Raw genomic sequence first — 19,496 nt, 5'->3', positions numbered from 1 at the left:
CGCTGTGATGAACAGGAGTGCTCGGTTGATGATCTCGCGGTTGATCGGATCGACCAGCGGTGACCGGTCCCGGCGGCGATTGCGCCGCCGACTGACGGCCGGAATGCTGCTGCTGGTGGCGCTGGCGATGGCCGGCGGATTGGCGGCAGTGCTGACCCCCAAGCCACAGGTCGCAGTCGCCGACGAATCCCAGTCGGCCCTGCTGCGCAACGGCAAGCAGCTCTACGACACGTCGTGCATCAGCTGCCACGGCGCCAATCTGCAGGGTGTCGCCGACCGCGGCCCCAGCCTGATCGGCGTCGGTGAGGCAGCGGTGTGGTTCCAGGTGTCGACGGGCCGCATGCCCGCGATGAGCCTCAACGCTCAGGCGCCGTCGAAGCCGGCGAACTTCGACGAGAGCCAGATCGACGCGCTGGGCGCCTACATCCAGGCCAACGGCGGCGGACCGCTGGTGGTCCGCGATGAGAACGGTCAGATCGCCCAGGAGTCGCTGACCAACGGGAACGTCGCCCGCGGCGGTGACCTGTTCCGCCTGAACTGCGCCTCATGCCACAACTTCACCGGTCAGGGCGGCGCCCTGTCCTCCGGCAAGTGGGCACCGGCGCTCGGTGACGCCAACCCGCAGGTGATCTACACCGCGATGCTCACGGGCCCACAGAACATGCCCAAATTCTCCGACCGGCAGCTGAGCCCGGAGGAGAAGAAGGACATCGTCAGCTACGTCCGGCACGCCGCGGAGACCCCCAGCCCCGGTGGCTACGGGTTGGGCGCACTGGGCCCCACCTCTGAGGGCATGGTGATCTGGATCGTCGGCATGGTGGCGATGATCGGTGTGGCGATGTGGATCGGGGCACGAGCATGAGCGACGCGACTGGCGCGCAGCAGCCGACTGACGAACAGTTGGCATCGATGTCACGCGAGGAACTTCTGGCCCTGGGCGGTCAGAAGGACGGCGTGAACATCATCTTCAAGGAGGACCGCTGGCCCGTCGAGGGCACCCGCGCCGAGAAGCGCGCCGAGCGCAGTGTCGCCGGTTGGCTCCTCCTGGGCGGCCTCAGCGGGCTCGCACTGCTGGTGGTCTTCCTGTTCTGGCCGTGGCAGTGGGATCCGGACAGCATCTGGTACAACCTCGCGACCCCGATGTACGGCCTGACCTTCGGCCTGTCGATCCTGTCGATCGGCATCGGCGCGGTGCTCTACCAGAAGAAGTTCATTCCTGAGGAGATCACCGTCCAGGACCGCCACGACGGTGCGTCGAGCGAGTTCGACCGCAAGACCGTGGTGGCCAACCTGACCGACGCCCTCGAGGGCTCGACCATCAAGCGCCGCAAGATGATCGGCGCCTCGCTCGGGCTCGGACTCGGCGCGTTCGGCCTCGGCACGCTGGTGGCGTTCGCCGGCGGTCTGATCAAGAACCCGTGGAAGCCCGTCGTCCCGACCGCCGAGGGCAAGAAGGCCGTGCTGTGGACCTCGGGGTGGACCCCGCGGTATGCCGGCGAGACCATCTACCTCGCCCGCGCGACCGGCGACGGCCACGCACCCTTCGTCAAGATGCGCCCCGAGGACATCGACGCCGGCGGCATGGAGACTGTGTTCCCGTGGCGTGAGGCCGACGGTGACGGCACCACTCCTGAGTCGCACCACAATCTGGCCAAGATCCAGATGGGTGTGCGCAACCCCGTGATGCTCATCCGCATCAAGCCTCAGGACATGCACCGGGTCGTCCGGCGTCAGGGCCAGGAGAGCTTCAACTTCGGTGAGTTCTTCGCCTACACCAAGGTGTGCTCGCACCTCGGCTGCCCCTCGTCGCTGTACGAGCAGCAGACCTACCGCATCCTGTGCCCGTGCCACCAGTCGCAGTTCGACGCGCTGCATTTCGCGAAGCCGGTGTTCGGCCCCGCGGCACGCGCCCTGGCGCAGCTGCCCATCACGATCAACACCGAGGGCTACCTGGTGGCCAACGGTGACTTCATCGAACCTGTCGGCCCGGCCTTCTGGGAGCGCAAATCATGAGTTCGGCAATCGGTGAGCGGCTGGCCAAGCAGGGTGACGCGATGGACTCGCGTTATCACCCGTCCGCAGCGGTCCGGCGACAGCTCAACAAGGTCTTCCCCACCCACTGGTCCTTCCTGCTGGGTGAGATCGCCCTGTACAGCTTCATCGTCCTGTTGATCACCGGCGTCTACCTGACGCTGTTCTTCGACCCGTCGATGGCTGAGGTCACCTACCAGGGCGTGTACCAGCCCCTGCGTGGCATCGAGATGTCGCGGGCCTACGCCTCGGCGCTCGACATCAGCTTCGAGGTCCGCGGCGGTCTGTTCGTCCGGCAGATCCACCACTGGGCGGCCCTGCTGTTCGCGGCGTCGATCATGGTGCACCTTGCGCGCATCTTCTTCACCGGCGCGTTCCGCCGCCCGCGTGAGGCCAACTGGGTCATCGGCTCGCTGCTGTTGATCCTGGCGATGTTCGAGGGTTACTTCGGCTACTCGCTGCCCGACGACCTGCTGTCCGGCATCGGTCTTCGCGCCGCGATGAGCTCGATCACCCTGGGTATGCCGGTCATCGGCACCTGGCTGCACTGGGCGCTGTTCGGCGGCGACTTCCCCTGTGGCGGCGTCGGAAACGACTGCTCGATCGGTATCTTCATCCCGCGCATGTACGCGCTGCACATCCTGATCATCCCGGGCATCATCCTGGCCCTGATCGGTGCGCACATGGCGTTGGTGTGGTTCCAGAAGCACACGCAGTTCCCCGGGCCCGGCCGCACCGAGACCAACGTCGTCGGCGTGCGCGTCATGCCGGTGTTCGCCGTGAAGTCGGGCGCGTTCTTCGCCATGGTCACCGGCATCCTCGGCCTCATGGGTGGTCTTCTCCAGATCAACCCGATCTGGGACCTGGGCCCGTACCGGCCCTCGCAGATCTCCGCGGGCAGCCAGCCCGACTTCTACATGATGTGGACAGAAGGCCTGGCCCGTATCTTCCCGCCGTGGGAGCTCTACCCGTTCGGTCACACCGTCCCGGCGTCGACCTGGGTGGCGCTGATCATGGGTCTGGTGTTCGGCCTGCTGATCGCCTGGCCGTTCCTGGAGAAGAAGTTCACCGGGGACTACGCGCACCACAACCTGCTGCAGCGTCCCCGTGACGCTCCGGTCCGCACCGCGATCGGCGCCATGGCGATTGCGCTCTACCTGGTGTTGACGTTCTCCGCGATGAACGACGTCATCGCGCTGAAGTTCCACATCTCGCTGAACGCGACCACGTGGATCGGCCGTATCGGCATGGTGGTGCTGCCGCCGCTGGTGTACTTCATCGCCTACCGGTGGGCCATCGCGCTGCAGCGCAGCGACCGCGATGTGCTGGAGCACGGCATCGAGACCGGCATCATCAAGCGGCTCCCGCACGGTGCCTACATCGAGCTGCACCAGCCGATCGGCCCGGTCGACGAGCACGGTCATCCGATCCCGCTCGAGTACCAGGGTGCGGCGCTGCCGAAGAAGATGAACAAGCTCGGCTCCGGTGGTGCACCGGGTTCCGGCAGCTTCCTGTTCGCCGATCCCGTCTCCGAGGACCGGGCGCTGACCGAGGCCGCCCACGCGGCCGAGCACAAGGCGCTCACGGCCCTCAAGGAGTACCAGGACAACGAGCACGGCACGGGCAACGGCCAAGGAAACGGGCACGGGCACTAGCCGACTGCGCACCGAACAGCGATCGGGGCCGTCACCATTGCGGTGGCGGCCCCTATCGCTTTCTGCGCTTCGGTGGTGGCACTCCCCTCCCCCGCGCCGGGCTCACGCGGTGCTCTCTGCGCTGGGTTGGTGGCACTCCCCCTCCCCCGCGGCGGGCCCACACGGCGCTCTTTTGTGCGGAACCGCAGCAGATTTCGCCGAAAAGCATGCAATGCCGCACAAGACTGGGCCGACGAAGGTCGCCCGTCGCCCCGGTCGGGGGTGTCAGCGGGAACGACAGCGCCGCCGTACAACCCGGGATGGAACGCGGCTCGGCACCAGGGACAGCGATCCGAAACCCGAACTGCCGGAGAGGGGCCCCGAGCTGCACCGAACAGAGCGCACTCACGCATCGATGATCAGCGGGCGGGCGGCGACTCACGTGCATCCGGCGGGGCGCGTCACGCACCCACCGAACGGTCGCGCAGGGAGGGTCAGTCAGCCTGCTGTGACGGCAGCTGTCGCACCAGCAGCACCGGAATCGCGGCCATCCCGAGCGTGAGCAGGCCGGCCACGGCATACAACGCCCACGCCGTTCCGTCGGAGCCGATGGCCATCAGGTGCGTGGCGATCGCGACGGCGATGTAGGCCGCGCCCATTGCCGTGAGGACTCCCAGGCCACAGCGCAGCAGCAGCCGGTCCATCGCGGCCGAGGGGAGCCGAGACGGGGCCGATCGCACCGTCGACGCGGGATAACCGGCATGGATTCGCGAGGCGGCGACGCGGGCCCTGCTGGACTCTGCCGGGGCCGCGGTCACACTGTCCGGGGTCGCCTTCCGGGCCCGCAGCAGAAGGGGCACCGCCACGGCGATCACCAGCGCCGACACCCCGATCACGGTGTACAGCAGCCACGGCGTGTCCCCGTCCTCCGCGGTGCCGCTGGAGCGTCCCCCGCCGAGGTCGGCCAGGGCGACGCCCGCGGCCACCGCAAAGCCCAGCGCCAGCAGCCACGCCACCGCACAGGCGACGATCAGGGCACGGTCGATCACGTCGGGCGACCACCCCTGGGCGCGCTCCCTCATCCCGGCCATCAGCAGCTCGTCTGGGCTGCGTTGTTGGTGTTGGACGACAACACGGTCCCGTCGCTCGTAGTGATCGAACAGTTCAGTTTGCTGACCAGGAACAGGCTGGAGGCCTGCACCGAGCCGACCTCGGACTGCGAGATCGGCGTGACTGTCAGCGACCACGGAATGTAGACGTTGCGCTGAGTGCGCCGACGTCCCGAGGCGTCCACATACGTCACCGAGATGATGTCCCCCGGCGCCTTGGTCCCGGTCACCGAATACGTCACCTGGCGAGGCCCGGCCGGGGTCGTGGTGGTGGTCGTCGGTGGCGGCGCCGGCGGCGGTTCGGTCGTGGTGATCTCGTCCTGAACCGGAGGCGCCGTCGTCGTGGAGGTCGCCGGCGTCGCCAGGGTGTTCGTGTCGGTGTCGGCCACCAGAAGTGACACCGACACGACGAGCGCGATGGCCGCGATGATCGCGGTGACGCCGACCACCCACGGCCAGCGCGGCGGGCGTTCACCGTCGACCGGCGCGACCTCGGCGTTATAGCCGTCGTACCCGTCGTAGTCGTACAGATTGGCGTCGGCAGGCACGTACGGCCCGCTCATGAACTGCTCGGACTCAGGCGCCGAATACGCCTGTGACGGGAATTCACCGGCGCCGACATCGTCGACGCGATCCACCGCGGTCGGCTGGTCCTCGCCGGCTCTGTCGCCCGGCTCGTCCGCAGACTCGGGTCCCGGAGAATTCGGCCCGCTCATCTTCGCCTGTCCTTCTCGACTAGTTGCGCCCCGGCAACACTACCCAACCGAGGCGGTAGAACGAGTCCGACGGAAATCCTGGCGCGTCGTGTCGCGCCAGGATTGTGACCTTCACACCCGCCGAAACGCGTGCGAGCGTCTGTCAGTGCTTCTCGGGACCGAGGTAGTACTCGAAGACGAGACCGGCCACGGTGCTCAGGATGAAGCAGACGCCGGCGAAGATCAGCCAGGGCAGCCACAGGGCCATGCCGACAGCGGTCACCGAACCGGAGAGGGCGATCGCGATGGGCCACCAGCTGTGCGGGCTGAAGAAGCCGAGTTCGCCTGCGCCGTCGCTGATCTCAGCGTCCTCGTAGTCCTCGGGACGAGTGTCGAGTCGGCGAGCGACGAACCGGAAGAAGGTCCCGATGATCAGCGAGAGACCCGTGCTCAACGCCAACGCGGTGGTGCCGGCCCACTCGACGCCGCCCCTGGCGAACATCGCCGTCAGCACCGCGTACACCACGGTCGCCAGCGCGAAGAACGCCGTGAGGATCTCAAACAGCCTGGATTCGATATGCATGCTGCGCCCTCTGATCAGTTGGTCTGCGCGCCGACCTGCTCGCCACGGCGAGAGTCGAACGGCTTAGTCGTGACGGACGTCGGCGGCAGGTTGATCGCCTGCAGTGCCTCAGCGTTGTCCTTACCGGCGATGCGCTGCTGCATGTACGCCTTGAAATCGTTGGGTTCGACGACCCTGACCTCGAAGTTCATCATCGAGTGGTAGGTGCCGCACATCTCCGCGCAGCGGCCCACGAACGCACCGGTCTCGGTGATCTCGCTGACCTGGAAGATGTTCTGGGAGTTGTTCTCCTTGGGGTTGGGCATGACGTCCCGCTTGAAGAGGAACTCCGGAACCCAGAACGCGTGGATCACGTCGGCCGAGGCGATCTGGAACTCGACGCGCTTGCCCTTGGGCAGCACCAGGATCGGAATCTCAGTGCTCGAGCCCAGGGTCTCGACCTTGTCGAAGTTCAGGTAGCTGCGGTCCTCGGGGCGGCTGCCACGGATGGCGCCGTACTCCTGGTGCGCGCCGTGCGCGTCGCCGTGGTCCTCCGGCTTGGAGACCATCGCGGCCTTGCGCTCCGGGTCGGCGCCGTCGTAGCTGAAGGTGCCGTCGGCGTAGTCGATCTTCTGGTACCCGAACTTCCAGTTCCACTGGAAGGCCGTGACGTCGATGACCACCTCAGGATCGTCGGTGACCTCCATCATCTTCTCCTGCACCACGACGGTGAAGTAGAAGAGCACCGAGATGATGAGGAACGGGATGACCGTCAGCACCAGCTCCAGCGGCATGTTGTAGCCGAACTGCCGCGGGAACTCCGTGTCGGAGTCCTTCTTGCGGTGGAAGACCGAGGTCCAGAACAGCAGGATGTAGACGATGCCGCCGACGACGAACGCCGCGATCACCGATCCGAGCCACAAGTCATAGTTGGCATGCGCCTGCGGGGTGATGCCCTTCGGCCAGCCCAGTCCGATGACGTCCTGCCAGGTGCAGCCACTGAGCACGACGGCAGCCGTACCCAGCGTCAGCGCCAGGCCAAGCATCCGGAACCGCCGAGATCGGCCCTGTGACAAGGCCTGCCCGCGGGTTTTCACGTCGGCGCCTCCTGTATGAGTTTTCGTCCATCCCAAAGCACGCCTGAAGCGGCGCGAATCGAATACTACGCAGCGTAGACCACGCCCCCGCGACAGGCTCAACACACCTACCCCTCGGGGCCCGTGCGTGTCTCCCACGCTGCCCGCCGCTTCGTCACATCGCAGGTGGTGGGGCATACTGGCTCCCGATGTGCGGACTGCTAGCCCTGGTACGCGACCCGGCCCGGTCCGTCACCAGCGAGATCGTGGAAGCGGTTGCGGGCGCGTCGCATCTGATGCGGCACCGTGGACCGGACGAACCCGGCACCTGGTCTGACGACCGCTCTGTGCTGGGCTTCAACCGACTGTCGATCATCGACATCGCCCACAGCCACCAGCCGCTGCGCTGGGGCCCTCCGGAGACGCCCGACCGCTACGTGCTGGTCTTCAACGGCGAGATCTACAACTACCTCGAGCTGCGTGAGCAGTTGCGCGCCGAGCACGGTGTGGTCTTCGCCACTGAGGGCGACGGCGAGGCCATCGTCGCGGCCTACCACCACTGGGGACCCGACGCGCTGAGACGACTCCGCGGGATGTTCGCGTTCGCCCTGTGGGACACCGTCGCCGGCGAGCTGTTCTGCGCGCGGGACCCGTTCGGCATCAAGCCGTTGTTCATGGCAACCGGTCCCGGCGGCACGGTCGTCGGCAGCGAGAAGAAATGCCTGCTCGAGTTGGCCGACGAACTCGGGGTCGACACCGGGATCGACACGCGGGCCGTCCAGCACTACACCGTGCTGCAGTACGTCCCCGAACCCGAGACGCTGCACCGCGGGGTCCGCCGCCTGGAGTCGGGCTGCTATGCGCGGATCCGGCCGGGCCAGGCCCCGGAGGTCAGCCGCTACTTCGTGCCCCAGTTCAAGGCCGTGCCCTTCACCCCGGGCGGTGAACAGGCCCGCTACGACGAGATCACCGCGGTCCTCGAGGACTCGGTGGCCAAGCACATGCGTGCCGATGTCACCGTGGGCGCATTCCTTTCCGGCGGCATCGACTCGACGGCGATCGCCGCGTTGGCGATGCGGCACAACCCGCGCCTGATCACGTTCACCACCGGGTTCGAACGGGAGGGCTTCTCGGAGATCGACGTGGCCGTCGCCTCGGCCGAGGCCATCGGAGCGCGGCACGTCGCCAAGGTCGTCTCGCAGGCCGAGTTCGTCGCAGCCCTGCCCGAGATCGTCTGGTACCTCGACGAGCCGGTCGCCGATCCGGCGCTGGTGCCGCTGTTCTTCATCGCGCGGGAGGCGCGTAAGCACGTCAAGGTCGTGTTGTCCGGCGAGGGCGCCGACGAACTGTTCGGCGGGTACACGATCTACCGCGAACCGCTGTCGCTGAAGGCCTTCGACTACCTGCCCGCCGCGCTGCGGCGGTCGGTCGGCCGGATGTCGCGGCCCCTGCCGGAGGGCATGCGCGGCAAGAGCCTGCTGCACCGGGGTTCACTGACCCTGCAGGAGCGCTACTACGGCAACGCGCGCAGCTTCAACGACGCACAGTTGCGCGCCGTACTGCCCGACTTCCGGCCGGAGTGGACCCACACCGACGTCACGGCGCCGATCTATGCGCTGTCCGAGGGTGCCGACCCGGTGGCGCGCATGCAGCACATCGACCTGTTCACCTGGCTGCGCGGCGACATCCTGGTCAAGGCCGACAAGATGACGATGGCCAATTCGCTGGAACTGCGGGTGCCCTTCCTGGATCCCGAGGTGTTCGCGGTGGCCTCGCGGCTGCCGCTGGAACAGAAGATCACCCGGACCACCACGAAGTATGCGCTGCGGCGCGCGCTGGAGCCGATCGTGCCCGCGCATGTTCTGCATCGCGCGAAGCTGGGTTTCCCCGTGCCGATCCGACACTGGCTGCGATCGGGTGAGCTGCTGGATTGGTCGTATGAGATGGTCGCGCAGTCGCAGACCGACCACCTCGTCGATCGCGCCGGCGTGCGCCGCATGCTCGACGAGCACCAGGCCGGTGCCAGCGACCACAGCCGGCGGCTGTGGACCGTGCTGATCTTCATGCTCTGGCACGCCATCTTCGTCGAGGGGTCGATCACCCCGGCGATCAGCGAGCCGACCTACCCCGTCGAGCTGTAGCCCGTTCGGAGGGGTCTAGACCAGTGCGGCCGCGATCGCACTCGCGGATTCTGCGCCGTAGGCGTCCTTGAGCCTGGCCAGGCCCGCGTCGCGGTTCCACGTCCACTCCTGGGTGCCCTCGGTCTCCAGGACCAGGACCGCGACCAGGGAACCGAGCTGCGCGGCGCGCTCGAGGTCCAGACCCGCGCTGCGGGCCGTGAGGAAACCGGCGCGGAACGCGTCGCCGACGCCCGTCGGATCGGTCTGGTGCGTTTCGGGTACGACGTCGACGTGCAGCGTGGTCCCGTCGGGATCGACGATGTCGACGCCCTTGGCACCCAGCGTGGTGATCCGCAGACCGATCTGTGCCATGACCTCGTCGGCCGTCCAGCCCGACTTGCTCAGCAGCAGGTCCCACTCGTAGTCGTTGGTGAACAGGATCTCCGCGCCGTCGATCAGGCGGCGGATCTCATCGCCGGACAGGCGCGCCAACTGCTGCGACGGGTCGGCCGCGAACGGGATGCCGAGCTTGCGGCACTCCTCGGTGTGGATGAACATCGCCTCCGGGTCGTTGGCCCCGACGATCACCAATTCGGGTGCGCCGTCGGCGTTCACGTAGTCGGCCAGGGAGATGTTGCGGGCCTCCGACATCGCGCCCGGGTAGAACGACGCGATCTGGGCCATGTCCTGGTCGGTGGTGCACACGAACCGGGCGGTGTGGGCCGTGGTGGACTGCAGAACGTGGTCGCAGTTCACGCCCGCGTTCTCAAGCCAGGCGCGGTACTCGGCGAAGTCGAGGCCGGCCGCACCGATCAGCGCGGCGTCTCCGCCCAGGACCCCGATCGCGTAGGCCATGTTGCCTGCGACACCGCCGCGACGCACCACGAGGTCGTCGACCAGGAAACTCAGCGAGACCTTCTGCAGATGTTCGGCGAGCAGCTGTTCGGAGAATCGGCCCGGAAACCGCATCAGATGATCAGTTGCGATGGATCCGGTCACAGCAATCGTCACGAACTTGTCCGCCCTTCAAATCAATCGGTCAGGAGAAGCCTAGCGGCCACCGCGCGCCCGAACACCACCGTCGACGTGCGCTAACCTGCCTACCAGAGCCACAGTTCGCCGATCGAGCTGCCACGATGGCCTCACCGGATATCTGGGAGAGACAGCATGGCCGGCCCGTACCCGCCGCCTCAGGGTACCGACGTCACCTCGGTGCAGCCTGTACCCCCCGGCTATGGACCGGGATACCCCGGACCGGCCCAGTCCTACCCCGGTCCGCTTCCGCCACCGGTCCCCTATCCGGCACCGCGCCGCGGGCGCAGGCTGCTCACGTGGCTGGTCGTGCTGGCCGCCGTGGCGGGTTTGGTGGCCGCGGTGGTGTGGGCGGCCCGCGATGAGGCGGCGACGACGACAACCGGCGTCATCAACGACAGCAGCGCCAAGACCGCGATCCAGAACTACCTCGACGCGCTGTCGGACAAGGATCTGCAGACCATCTCACGCAACACGCTGTGCGGCCTGTACGACGGTGTGCGGGACAGGCGCTCCGACGACGCGCTGGCCAAGCTGTCCGCGGATGCGTTCAACAAGCAGTTCAGCCGGGCCGAGGTGACCTCGGTGGACCAGATCGTGTTCGCGTCGCCCGCCAGCGCGCAGGTGCTGTTCTCGATGCGGGTCACGCCCGCGCGCGGGACGCGCGGCCCCGAGGAGCGTCAGGGCGTGGCACAACTGCTCACGCACAACAACCAGATCCTGGTGTGCTCCTACGTGATGCGCACGGCGGGAGCGTTCTGACTCAGTTGAAGGAGTCGCCGCACGCGCACGAACCCGTGGCGTTGGGGTTGTCGATGGTGAAGCCCTGCTTCTCGATCGTGTCGACGAAGTCGATCTGAGCGCCCTGCACGTACGGCGCGCTCATCCGATCGACCGTCAGCTTGACGCCGTTGAAGTCGGCGGTCAGGTCGCCGTCGAGGGCACGATCGTCGAAATACAGGTTGTACCGCAGGCCGGCGCAACCACCCGGCTGAACGGCGATCCGAAGCGCCAGGTCGTCCCGGCCCTCCTGGTCGAGCAGCGACTTCGCCTTGGCGGCCGCGGCGTCGGTCAGGATCACACCATGGGTGGTGGTGGCGGATTCGTCCTGAACAGTCATTGCCTTCTCCCTGCCGTGTTGGGCGTGTTGGGGCTGCACGAGCGGTGCGCCCACGCCTTCAACGGTACCAAGGCCAGCGCCTATTCCCGTAGTTCTGCGGCGGTCTTGGCGGCCAGACCGGTCAACTGGGCGGCCGCGTCGTCGATCGCGCGCTGGACAGAGCCCGCGTAGTCGGCGATCGCGTGGGCGGCGGCGATCCCGGCCACGTCGAGCTCTTCCCGTCCGAGCGTGACTTGGCCAGCCAGGACGAGCACCGGGATGCCGCGGGCGCGGGCTCCGTCCGCCAGCGCGCTGACCACCTTGCCGTGCAGCGACTGGTCATCGAACCGGCCCTCCCCGGTGATGATGAGCCCAGCCGAGGCGATGTCGTCGGCCAGGTCGGTGTGCTCGGCGATGATCGCCGCACCGGATTCGCGCCGTCCACCGATCGCCAGAAGTGCCGCGCCGAGCCCGCCGGCAGCGCCGGCTCCCGGTTGTTCACTGACGGGGCGCCCAGCGAACTCGTCGAGGCGGCGGGCCCAGTCGGTCAGCCGCGCCTCGAGCAGTTCGACCGTGGCGGGGTCGGCACCCTTCTGCGGTCCGAACACACGGGCTGCACCCATCGGGCCCAGCAGGGGGTGCTCGACGTCGGAGGCGACGATCAGTTCGACGCCGGCGAGTCGGTCCCGGGCCGCGGACAGACCACCGAGTGCGTCCACCAGGCCCCGCCCGCCGTCGGTGCTGCCACTGCCGCCCAACCCCACGACGACGCGGCGTGCCCCGGCAGCCACCGCGGCGTCGACCAGCTGGCCCACGCCGGTGGTGTGCGCGGCGAGCGCGGTCTGGACGGTCGGCGGGCCGCCCAGCAGCGCCAGTCCGCAGGCCGCGGCGCATTCGATGTAGGCGGTGGCGTGGGCCTCCTCGAACACCCACGCCGCGTCGACCTCGTCCTGAAGCGGGCCGGACACCCGGGTCTGGCGCACTCCACCGAAGCGAGTGGCCAGCACGTCGACGAAACCGGGGCCACCGTCGGACTGCGGCGCCAACAGCAGGTGGTCACCGGGACGACTGCGCCGCCATCCCTCGGCGATCGCCTCGGCCGCCTGCACGGCCGACAGGGTGTCGCCGAAGCAGTCCGGAGCGATGAGCACACGCAGGGCCGAGGTCTCCCGCGCAGTCATTGCGCCAGCGTAGAACGCGGCTCCGGTGGGTGCATGACGAGGCACGACGCTCACCGCAGTAATCTGGCAGGCGTGAAACTGCTGGGTCGTAAGAATGGCGGCGCGTCGGAGGGTGGCTCCGATCCGACCGGTGACGCCGCAGCCGACTCGGCCGCAGCAACCGCGGCCGAGGAGAGGGCCGCACAGGCCAAAGCCACCGCACCCAAGGGCCGCCCGACACCGAAGCGCGACGACGGACGTCGTCGCGGCCCGGTGGCGCCCGCGCCGATGACCACCGCCGAGGCCCGCGCGCGGCGCAAGGCCATGGCCGGCCCCAAACTCAGCAGGGAAGAGCGCAAGGCCGAGCGTGCGGAGCGCCGCGGCCGGATGAACGAGCGCCGCGAGCGGATGATGGCCGGAGAAGAGGCCTACCTGCTGCCCCGCGACCAGGGTCCGGTGCGCCGCTACGTCCGCGACGTCGTGGACTCGCGCTACAACCTGCTCGGCATGTTCATGCCGTTGGCGCTGGCGCTGATCTTCATCATGCTTGCGGTGCCGCAGGTCCAGTACTACATCTCCCCCGGCATGCTGATCCTGATGGCCATGATGGCCGTCGACGCCATCCTGCTGGCCCGCAAGGTCAACAGCAAGGTGGACGTGAAGTTCCCGGGCAACACCGAAAGCCGCTGGCGGCTGGGCCTTTACGCCGCCGGACGGGCCTCGCAGATGCGACGCCTGCGGGCGCCCCGGCCGAACGTGAACCGCGGCGACAAGATCGACTGACGGCCGCGATGCGCACACTGGTGCTCGGCGGGATCCGGTCTGGGAAGTCCCGTTGGGCCGAGCAGGCGATCGAGGCCGCGGCCGAAGCGGACTCCGCGATCACCTACGTGGCCACCGCTCCGGTGCGCGAGGACCCCGAATTCGCGGCTCGCATCGCGGGGCATCGTGACCGCAGACCCGCGTCGTGGCGCACCGTGGAGAGTGCCGAGGTGGCCGAGGTGCTGCGCCAGTCCCCCGCCCCCACCCTCGTGGACGACGTGGGCAACTGGCTGACGACGACCATGGATCGCCGCGACGCGTGGCAGGACGGATCGGTGGGCGCCGACGTGGAGGACCTCGTCGACGCGGTCACGCAGTTCGCCGGGCCCCTCGTGCTGGTCAGTCCCGAGGTCGGGCTGAGCGTCGTACCCGCGACCCCGGCTGGGCGTCTGTTCGCCGACGCGCTGGGCACCCTCAATCAGCGCCTGGCCGCGGTGTGCGACCGCGTGGTGCTCGTGGTGGCCGGCCAGCCCCTGACCGTGAAACCGGCGGGGCTGTCATGACGGCACCCACGTTCGGCACTGTGCCGACCCCCGACGCAGAGGCCGCGGCGGCGGCGCGGGCCAGGCAGGACAATCTGACAAAACCCCGTGGCGCACTCGGCCGCCTCGAAGACCTGTCGGTGTGGGTGTCGTCCTGTCAGGGCGTGTGCCCACCCACACAGTTCGAGCGGGCCCGCGTCGTGGTGTTCGCGGCCGACCATGGGGTGGCGCGGACCGGGGTGTCGGCGTACCCGCCCGAGGTGACCGCGCAGATGGTGGCCAACATCGATGCCGGCGGCGCGGCGATCAACGTGCTGGCCGAACTCGCGGGTGCCGGCGTGCGCGTGGTGGACGTCGCGGTCGACACCGATACGCCCGGCACCCACAGGGTGCGCAGGTCCAGCGAGAACATCGCGGTCGCCGACGCATTGTCCGAGGACGAGGTCGCCGCGGCCGCGGCCACCGGCCGCGACATCGCCGACGAGGAGGTGGATTCGGGTGCCGACCTGCTGATCGCCGGCGATATGGGCATCGGAAACACCACCGCGGCAACGGTTCTGGTGTGCGCGCTGACCAACACCGAACCGGTCGCGGTGATCGGGCGCGGCACCGGAATCGACGACGCGGGCTGGATCCGAAAGACCGCCGCGGTGCGGGACGCGCTCTATCGGGTACATCCGGTGCGCTCGGATCCTGTTGCCGTGCTGCGTGTCGGCGGCGGCGCCGACCTTGCCGCGATGGCGGGATTCCTGGCGCAGGCCGCGCTGCGCCGGACCCCGGTGCTGCTCGACGGCATGGTGGTCACCTCGGCGGCCCTGGTCGCCGAACGCCTGGCCCCCGGGGCTCGCGCATGGTGGCAGGCCGGGCACCGGTCCACCGAACCCGCTCACGCATTGGCCTTGGCCCAGTTGGAACTCGAACCCATCGTCGACCTCGGCATGCGCCTCGGCGAGGGCTCCGGCGCGATGGTCGCACTGCCCGTCGTCCGGGCCGCGATCGCCACTCTGGCGCAGATGGCGACCTTCGACTCGGCAGGCGTGTCCGGCCGCTCCGACTCGTGATCGGCTCGCTGACAACCGCTTTCACGTTCTTCACGGTGCTGCCGTTGCGGTCGAGCACCCCGTTCGGCCGGGGCGCGGTGACGGCACTGCCGGTGGTGGGTGTGGCGCTGGGTGCGCTGGCGGCCGGGGTCGCCTGGGGTGCCGGTGAGCTGTTCGGCGCCGGAAGCACCCTGTCGGGCCTGCTGGCCGTCGCGGTGCTGCTGCTGGCCACCCGCGGCCTGCACATCGACGGTCTGTCGGACACCACCGACGGCCTGGGCTGTTACGGCCCGCCCGAACGGGCCCTGTCCGTCATGCGCGACGGCACCGCGGGCCCGTTCGGGGTGGCGGCCGTGGTGCTGGCGATCGGGCTGACGGGCCTGGCCTTCGCCGACCTGGCGGCGGCCGGGATCGTCGTCGCGGTCGCGGCGGGACGGGTCGCGGTGGTGTTGGCGTGCCGTCGCGGTGTCCCCGCCGCCGAGGGCAGCACGCTGGGGTCGCTGGCCGCGGGCACTCAGCCCTGGTGGGTGGCCGTGGCGTGGGTGGTCGCCCTGGCTGGCGCCGCGGCGGTCGTCACGCCCAGACCCTGGCAGGGACCTGTGGTGGTGATTGTCGTCGCGGCCCTGGTGGTCACGTTGGTGGCGCACTGTGTGCGCCGGTTCGGTGGCGTCACCGGCGACGTGCTCGGCGCCGCCGTCGAGGTCGCGACGACGTTGACCGCCCTCGGCCTCGCGATCGGCTAGGTGGCGCCGCCGGGTCAGCCGAGGCGGGCCATCCAACCGTGGGTGTCGGCGAACGTGCCGCGTTGGATGCCGGTGAGCGTGTCGCGCAGCGCCATCGTCACCTCACCGGGTTCACCGTCGGCGATGGTGAATTCGCCATCGGCGTTCTTCACCACCGACACCGGGGTGATCACGGCGGCGGTCCCGCAGGCGAACACTTCGGTGATCTCGCCGGTGGTCGCGCTCTTGCGCAACTCCTCGACGTCGATCTTGCGCTCCTCGACCGCGAAGCCGGCGTCAGCGGCCAACTGCAGCAACGAATCCCGGGTGATGCCGGGCAGCAGCGAACCGGACAGCTCCGGGGTCACCAGGCGCGCCGAACCGCCGCTGCCGAACACGAAGAACAGGTTCATGCCGCCCATCTCCTCGATGTAGCGACGTTCGATGGCATCGAGCCACACCACCTGATCGCAGCCGTGCTCGGCGGCTTGGGCCTGCGCGAGGAGCGAGGCCGCGTAGTTGCCGCCGAACTTGGCCGCACCCGTGCCGCCCGGGCTGGCCCGGACGTACTCGGTGGACAGCCACACGCTGACGGGCTTCACACCGCCCTTGAAGTAGGCGCCCGCCGGGGAGCCGATCACCATGTAGCGGTAGTCGGTGGCGGGGCGCACCCCCAGCCCCGGTTCGGTCGCGATCACGAAGGGCCGCAGATACAGCGACTCCTCGCCGCCGGCCGGCGGCACCCAGGCGTGGTCCACCGCGATGAGCTGTCGCAGCGATTCGATGAACAGGTCCTCGGGCAGTTCGGGGATCGCGATCCGGCGCGCCGACGCGCGCAGCCGCGCGGCGTTGGCCTCCGGCCGAAACGACACGATCGAGCCGTCGGCCCACCGATAGGCCTTGAGCCCCTCGAAGATCTCCTGCGCGTAATGCAGCACAACGGCCGACGGATCCAGTTCGATTGGCCCGTATGGGAGGACCTCGGCGTCGTGCCAGGCTCCGTCGCTGTAGGTGATCGACACCATGTGGTCGGTGTGATAGCGGCCGAAGCCCGGGTCGCGCAGGATCGCAGCCCTTACGTCGTCGCTTGCCGGTTGAGGATTGCGGGCAAGCGAGAACGAAAGAGGGCCGTCAGTCATAGGGGGAATTGTATAACCGTGCGCCAACGAATTCTGCGGCGCACTCAGCGCGTGCGGACGTCGACGAACGGCGGCTTGACCACCTCGCATTCCAGGGCGCGACCGCGCACGTCGACCGTGACGACGGCACCGTCGTCGATGCCCGCATCGGCGTCGATCAGCGCCAGCGCGATGCCGACCTTCAGGGTCGGTGAGAAGGTGCCGGAGGTGGTCACCCCGACTTCTCGGTCGCCGACGAGCACGCGCAGGTCGGGGCGCAGCACCCCGCGGCCCGTCGCGCGCAGCCCGCGCAGCAGCCTGCGCGGTCCGGCCTGTTTCTCGGCCAGCAGCGCGTCCCGCCCCCAGAACGCCTCCTTGCGCCACCCGATCGCCCAGCCCGCACGCGCCTGCAGCGGCGAGATGTCCAACGACAGCTCATGGCCGTGCAGCGGGTAGCCCATCTCGGTCCGCAGGGTGTCGCGGGCTCCCAGGCCCGCGGGCTCGCCCCCGGCCTCGGCCACCGCGGCCACCAGCGCGTCGAACACCGGGGCGGCCTGATCCCACGGCGGCAGCAGTTCATAGCCGTGCTCGCCGGTGTACCCGGTGCGGCACACCCGCACCGGAACGCCGTTGACCTCCCCATCCTCAAAACCCATGTAGTCCATGTCGGTGGGCAGGCCCAGTGCGGTGAGCACCTCGGCCGACTTCGGGCCCTGCACCGCGAGCACGGCGTGGGAGCGGTGCTCGTCGGTGACCGTGATGCCCTCCGGTGCAACCTCTTTCAGGGCTGCGACGACGGCCGCGGTGTTCGCGGCGTTGGGCACCAGGAAGATCTCGTCATCGGCGACGTAGTAGGCGATCAGGTCGTCGATCACACCGCCGGACTCGGTGCAGCACAGCGTGTACTGCGCCTTGCCCGGTGCGATGCGGGTCAGGTCATTGGTGAACGCGGAGTTGACGAATTCGGCGGCCCCCGGGCCCTTCACGAGCGCCTTGCCGAGGTGGCTGACGTCGAACAGGCCGACCGTGCTGCGGGTGGCGTTGTGTTCGGAGACGGTGCCGGCATACGAGACCGGCATCAGCCAACCGCCGAACTCGGCGAAACTGGCGCCCAGTTCGCGGTGGCGGTCTTCCAGGGGCCCGTGCAGCAGATCATCGGTCACGGCTGTCCACCCTAGTGATTAGGGTGATCACCGTGAGCACCGAACCTGCCTACCAGTCTCCCACCGTCACCATCGCGACCTCGCTGCCCGAGCGCGGCCTGGACTCCACGGTGCTGATCGTCGGTGTGGTCAGCGGGGACCCGGACTCCCCCGAGGCCACTCCTGCCGTGCTGGCCTCGGAGTTCCTGCCCGCCGAGGCCGTCGCCGAGATCGAGAAGGCGCTCGTGGCGCTGGGCGCCAAGGGCGGCGCCGAGCAGGTCACGCGTCTGGTGGCGCCGTCGCTTCCGGTCGGCAGCGTGCTGGCCGTCGGCCTGGGCAAACCGCGCGAGGAGTGGCCCGCGGACGTCATCCGCAAGGCCGCCGGGGTCGCGGCGCGCTCGATCAACGGCACCGAGGCCGTCCTCACCACGCTGTCCGAGGTTGACCTCGAGGCGACGGTCGAGGGCCTGATCCTGGGCTCCTACCGCTTCGTCGACTACCGCAGCGCCAAGACCGCTCCCAAGGACAAGGGGCTGAGCTCCATCACGGTGCTCGCCTCCGGCAAGGACGCCAAGAAGCGGGCCCAGCGGGCCACGGCCGTGGCCACCGCGGTCGCGACCGCGCGGGACTTCGTCAACACTCCGCCGAGCCACCTCTTTCCCGCCGAGTTCGCCAAACGCGCCAAGGCGCTGGGCTCCTCGGTCGGCCTCGAAGTCGAGGTCCTCAACCGCAAGGCGCTCGAGGAGGCCGGCTTCGGCGGCATCGTCGGTGTCGGCAAGGGGTCGTCGCGTCCGCCGCGCCTGGTGCGACTGATCCACCGGTCCGGGCGCAAGGATGCCAAGACGGTGGCCCTGGTGGGCAAGGGCATCACGTTCGACACCGGCGGCATCTCGATCAAGCCGGCCGCGTCCATGCACCACATGACCTCGGACATGGGCGGTGCGGCGGCGGTCATCGCGACCGTCGTGCTGGCCGCGCAGCTTGAGCTGCCGATCAACGTCATCGCCACGGTCCCGATGGCCGAGAACATGCCGTCGGCCACCGCGCAGCGTCCCGGCGATGTCCTCACGCAGTACGGCGGCACCACGGTTGAGGTGCTCAACACCGACGCCGAGGGCCGGCTGATCCTGGCCGACGCGATCGTGCGGGCCTGCGAGGACAACCCGGATTACCTGATCGAGACCTCGACGCTGACGGGCGCGCAGACGGTGGCGCTGGGGGCACGCATCCCCGGCGTGATGGGCAGTGACGACTTCCGGGACCGGGTTGCGGCGGTGTCGCAGTCCGTCGGCGAGAACGGCTGGCCCATGCCGCTGCCCGACGAGCTCAAGGATGACCTGAAGTCGTCGGTCGCCGACCTGGCCAACGTCAGCTCCCAGCGGTTCGCCGGCATGCTGGTGGCCGGGGTGTACCTGCGCGAATTCGTCGCCGAGGGCGTGCAGTGGGTGCACATCGACGTAGCGGGCCCGGCCTACAACACCGGCGGCCCGTGGGGCTATACGCCCAAGGGCGGCACCGGGGTTCCGGCCCGCACCATGTTCGCGGTCCTGGAGGACATCGCCGAGAACGGCTAGATGTGATGTCCAGGGAGGTTGGTCAGTCGGGTGACCGGCGGCTGGCCTCCGAGGGCGGAGTGGGCTCGGTGATGATTG

At 68.9% G+C, this 19,496-nt stretch carries 19 protein-coding genes; 10 read left to right on the top strand and 9 right to left on the bottom strand.

Features of this window, described 5'->3' with window-relative positions; all coding sequences use genetic code 11:
• The first annotated feature begins 28 nt into the window (after positions 1-28).
• Genes qcrC through qcrB form a run of 3 tightly spaced genes read left to right on the top strand, consistent with a single transcriptional unit; the run spans position 29 to position 3,686 of the window.
• A complete protein-coding gene (gene qcrC, locus A5727_RS09660) occupies positions 29-862 on the top strand; it encodes a cytochrome bc1 complex diheme cytochrome c subunit (RefSeq protein WP_068248285.1) in 834 nt (277 codons plus the stop codon).
• On the top strand, positions 859-2,013 hold the full coding sequence (gene qcrA, locus A5727_RS09655; RefSeq protein WP_068248282.1) for a cytochrome bc1 complex Rieske iron-sulfur subunit: 1,155 nt from the start codon (positions 859-861) through the stop codon (positions 2,011-2,013). Before qcrC ends, qcrA begins: the two co-directional genes overlap by 4 nt.
• Positions 2,010-3,686: a cytochrome bc1 complex cytochrome b subunit gene (qcrB, locus tag A5727_RS09650; RefSeq protein WP_068248279.1), complete on the top strand. Its 1,677-nt coding sequence runs from the start codon at positions 2,010-2,012 to the stop codon at positions 3,684-3,686. Before qcrA ends, qcrB begins: the two co-directional genes overlap by 4 nt.
• A gap of 473 nt (positions 3,687-4,159) precedes the next feature.
• Here the strand turns inward: qcrB and A5727_RS09645 are convergent, their stop codons facing one another.
• The 4 genes from A5727_RS09645 to ctaC all read right to left on the bottom strand — a co-directional run bounded on the left by A5727_RS09645 (position 4,160) and on the right by ctaC (position 7,077).
• Complete coding sequence (locus tag A5727_RS09645) at positions 4,160-4,756, bottom strand: DUF2561 family protein (RefSeq protein WP_157521307.1); 597 nt, start codon at positions 4,754-4,756, stop codon at positions 4,160-4,162.
• Positions 4,756-5,490, bottom strand: a complete 735-nt coding sequence (locus A5727_RS09640; protein ID WP_068248276.1) for an MmpS family transport accessory protein — start codon at positions 5,488-5,490, stop codon at positions 4,756-4,758. The genes A5727_RS09645 and A5727_RS09640 overlap by 1 nt, the downstream gene beginning before the upstream one ends.
• Before the next feature lie 142 nt (positions 5,491-5,632).
• On the bottom strand, positions 5,633-6,052 hold the full coding sequence (locus A5727_RS09635; RefSeq protein ID WP_068248273.1) for a cytochrome c oxidase subunit 4: 420 nt from the start codon (positions 6,050-6,052) through the stop codon (positions 5,633-5,635).
• Positions 6,053-6,066: 14 nt separating this feature from the next.
• Entirely contained in the window at positions 6,067-7,077 is a 1,011-nt protein-coding gene (gene ctaC / locus A5727_RS09630; RefSeq protein ID WP_068248270.1) for an aa3-type cytochrome oxidase subunit II, read from the bottom strand.
• A 239-nt stretch (positions 7,078-7,316) separates the two neighbouring features.
• Between ctaC and asnB the strand changes: the two genes are divergently transcribed.
• Complete coding sequence (gene asnB / locus A5727_RS09625) at positions 7,317-9,248, top strand: asparagine synthase (glutamine-hydrolyzing) (RefSeq protein WP_068248269.1); 1,932 nt, start codon at positions 7,317-7,319, stop codon at positions 9,246-9,248.
• Between the two features lie 15 nt (positions 9,249-9,263).
• Here asnB and A5727_RS09620 read toward each other — a convergent pair whose 3' ends face one another.
• Positions 9,264-10,238: a carbohydrate kinase family protein gene (locus A5727_RS09620; protein WP_068248268.1), complete on the bottom strand. Its 975-nt coding sequence runs from the start codon at positions 10,236-10,238 to the stop codon at positions 9,264-9,266.
• A 156-nt stretch (positions 10,239-10,394) separates the two neighbouring features.
• On the opposite strand from A5727_RS09620, the gene A5727_RS09615 reads away from it, so the two are divergent.
• Entirely contained in the window at positions 10,395-11,021 is a 627-nt protein-coding gene (locus A5727_RS09615; RefSeq protein WP_068248262.1) for an Rv0361 family membrane protein, read from the top strand.
• Position 11,022: 1 nt separating this feature from the next.
• Here the strand turns inward: A5727_RS09615 and A5727_RS09610 are convergent, their stop codons facing one another.
• Positions 11,023-11,379 (bottom strand): HesB/IscA family protein, encoded by a 357-nt coding sequence (locus A5727_RS09610; protein ID WP_068248258.1) that lies wholly within the window; start codon positions 11,377-11,379, stop codon positions 11,023-11,025.
• 80 nt (positions 11,380-11,459) lie between these two features.
• A complete protein-coding gene (locus A5727_RS09605) occupies positions 11,460-12,539 on the bottom strand; it encodes a glycerate kinase family protein (RefSeq protein ID WP_068248254.1) in 1,080 nt (359 codons plus the stop codon).
• 72 nt (positions 12,540-12,611) lie between these two features.
• Here A5727_RS09605 and A5727_RS09600 point away from each other — a divergent pair, with 72 nt between their 5' ends.
• The 4 genes from A5727_RS09600 to A5727_RS09585 are packed head-to-tail and all read left to right on the top strand — an operon-like array spanning position 12,612 to position 15,605.
• Positions 12,612-13,301 (top strand): DUF3043 domain-containing protein, encoded by a 690-nt coding sequence (locus A5727_RS09600; RefSeq protein WP_068248250.1) that lies wholly within the window; start codon positions 12,612-12,614, stop codon positions 13,299-13,301.
• An 8-nt stretch (positions 13,302-13,309) separates the two neighbouring features.
• Positions 13,310-13,843, top strand: coding sequence for a bifunctional adenosylcobinamide kinase/adenosylcobinamide-phosphate guanylyltransferase (locus A5727_RS09595; RefSeq protein ID WP_068248247.1), 534 nt, complete (start codon positions 13,310-13,312; stop codon positions 13,841-13,843).
• Positions 13,840-14,883 carry a nicotinate-nucleotide--dimethylbenzimidazole phosphoribosyltransferase gene (gene cobT, locus A5727_RS09590; RefSeq protein WP_068248244.1) on the top strand — a complete coding sequence of 348 codons (1,044 nt, stop codon included), beginning with the start codon at positions 13,840-13,842 and terminating at the stop codon, positions 14,881-14,883. The genes A5727_RS09595 and cobT overlap by 4 nt, the downstream gene beginning before the upstream one ends.
• On the top strand, positions 14,880-15,605 hold the full coding sequence (locus A5727_RS09585; RefSeq protein ID WP_068248241.1) for an adenosylcobinamide-GDP ribazoletransferase: 726 nt from the start codon (positions 14,880-14,882) through the stop codon (positions 15,603-15,605). Before cobT ends, A5727_RS09585 begins: the two co-directional genes overlap by 4 nt.
• 14 nt (positions 15,606-15,619) lie before the next feature.
• On the opposite strand, the gene A5727_RS09580 is transcribed toward A5727_RS09585, so the two are convergent.
• Together A5727_RS09580 and gcvT are read right to left on the bottom strand one after the other, a co-directional pair.
• On the bottom strand, positions 15,620-16,723 hold the full coding sequence (locus tag A5727_RS09580; protein WP_068248238.1) for a branched-chain amino acid aminotransferase: 1,104 nt from the start codon (positions 16,721-16,723) through the stop codon (positions 15,620-15,622).
• A gap of 44 nt (positions 16,724-16,767) precedes the next feature.
• The gene (gcvT, locus tag A5727_RS09575; protein WP_068248235.1) at positions 16,768-17,865 is read right to left on the bottom strand and encodes a glycine cleavage system aminomethyltransferase GcvT; all 1,098 of its coding nucleotides are present in this window, start codon (positions 17,863-17,865) and stop codon (positions 16,768-16,770) included.
• Positions 17,866-17,897: 32 nt separating this feature from the next.
• Here gcvT and A5727_RS09570 point away from each other — a divergent pair, with 32 nt between their 5' ends.
• Positions 17,898-19,418: a leucyl aminopeptidase gene (locus A5727_RS09570; protein ID WP_197507631.1), complete on the top strand. Its 1,521-nt coding sequence runs from the start codon at positions 17,898-17,900 to the stop codon at positions 19,416-19,418.
• The last annotated feature ends 78 nt before the right edge of the window (positions 19,419-19,496 follow it).

This window comes from Mycobacterium sp. ACS4331 (assembly GCF_001667265.1).
Taxonomy (GTDB): Bacteria; Actinomycetota; Actinomycetes; order Mycobacteriales; family Mycobacteriaceae; genus Mycobacterium.
Note: the sequence above shows the minus strand (reverse complement) of the source record. Positions and strands in the feature narration are given on the sequence as shown.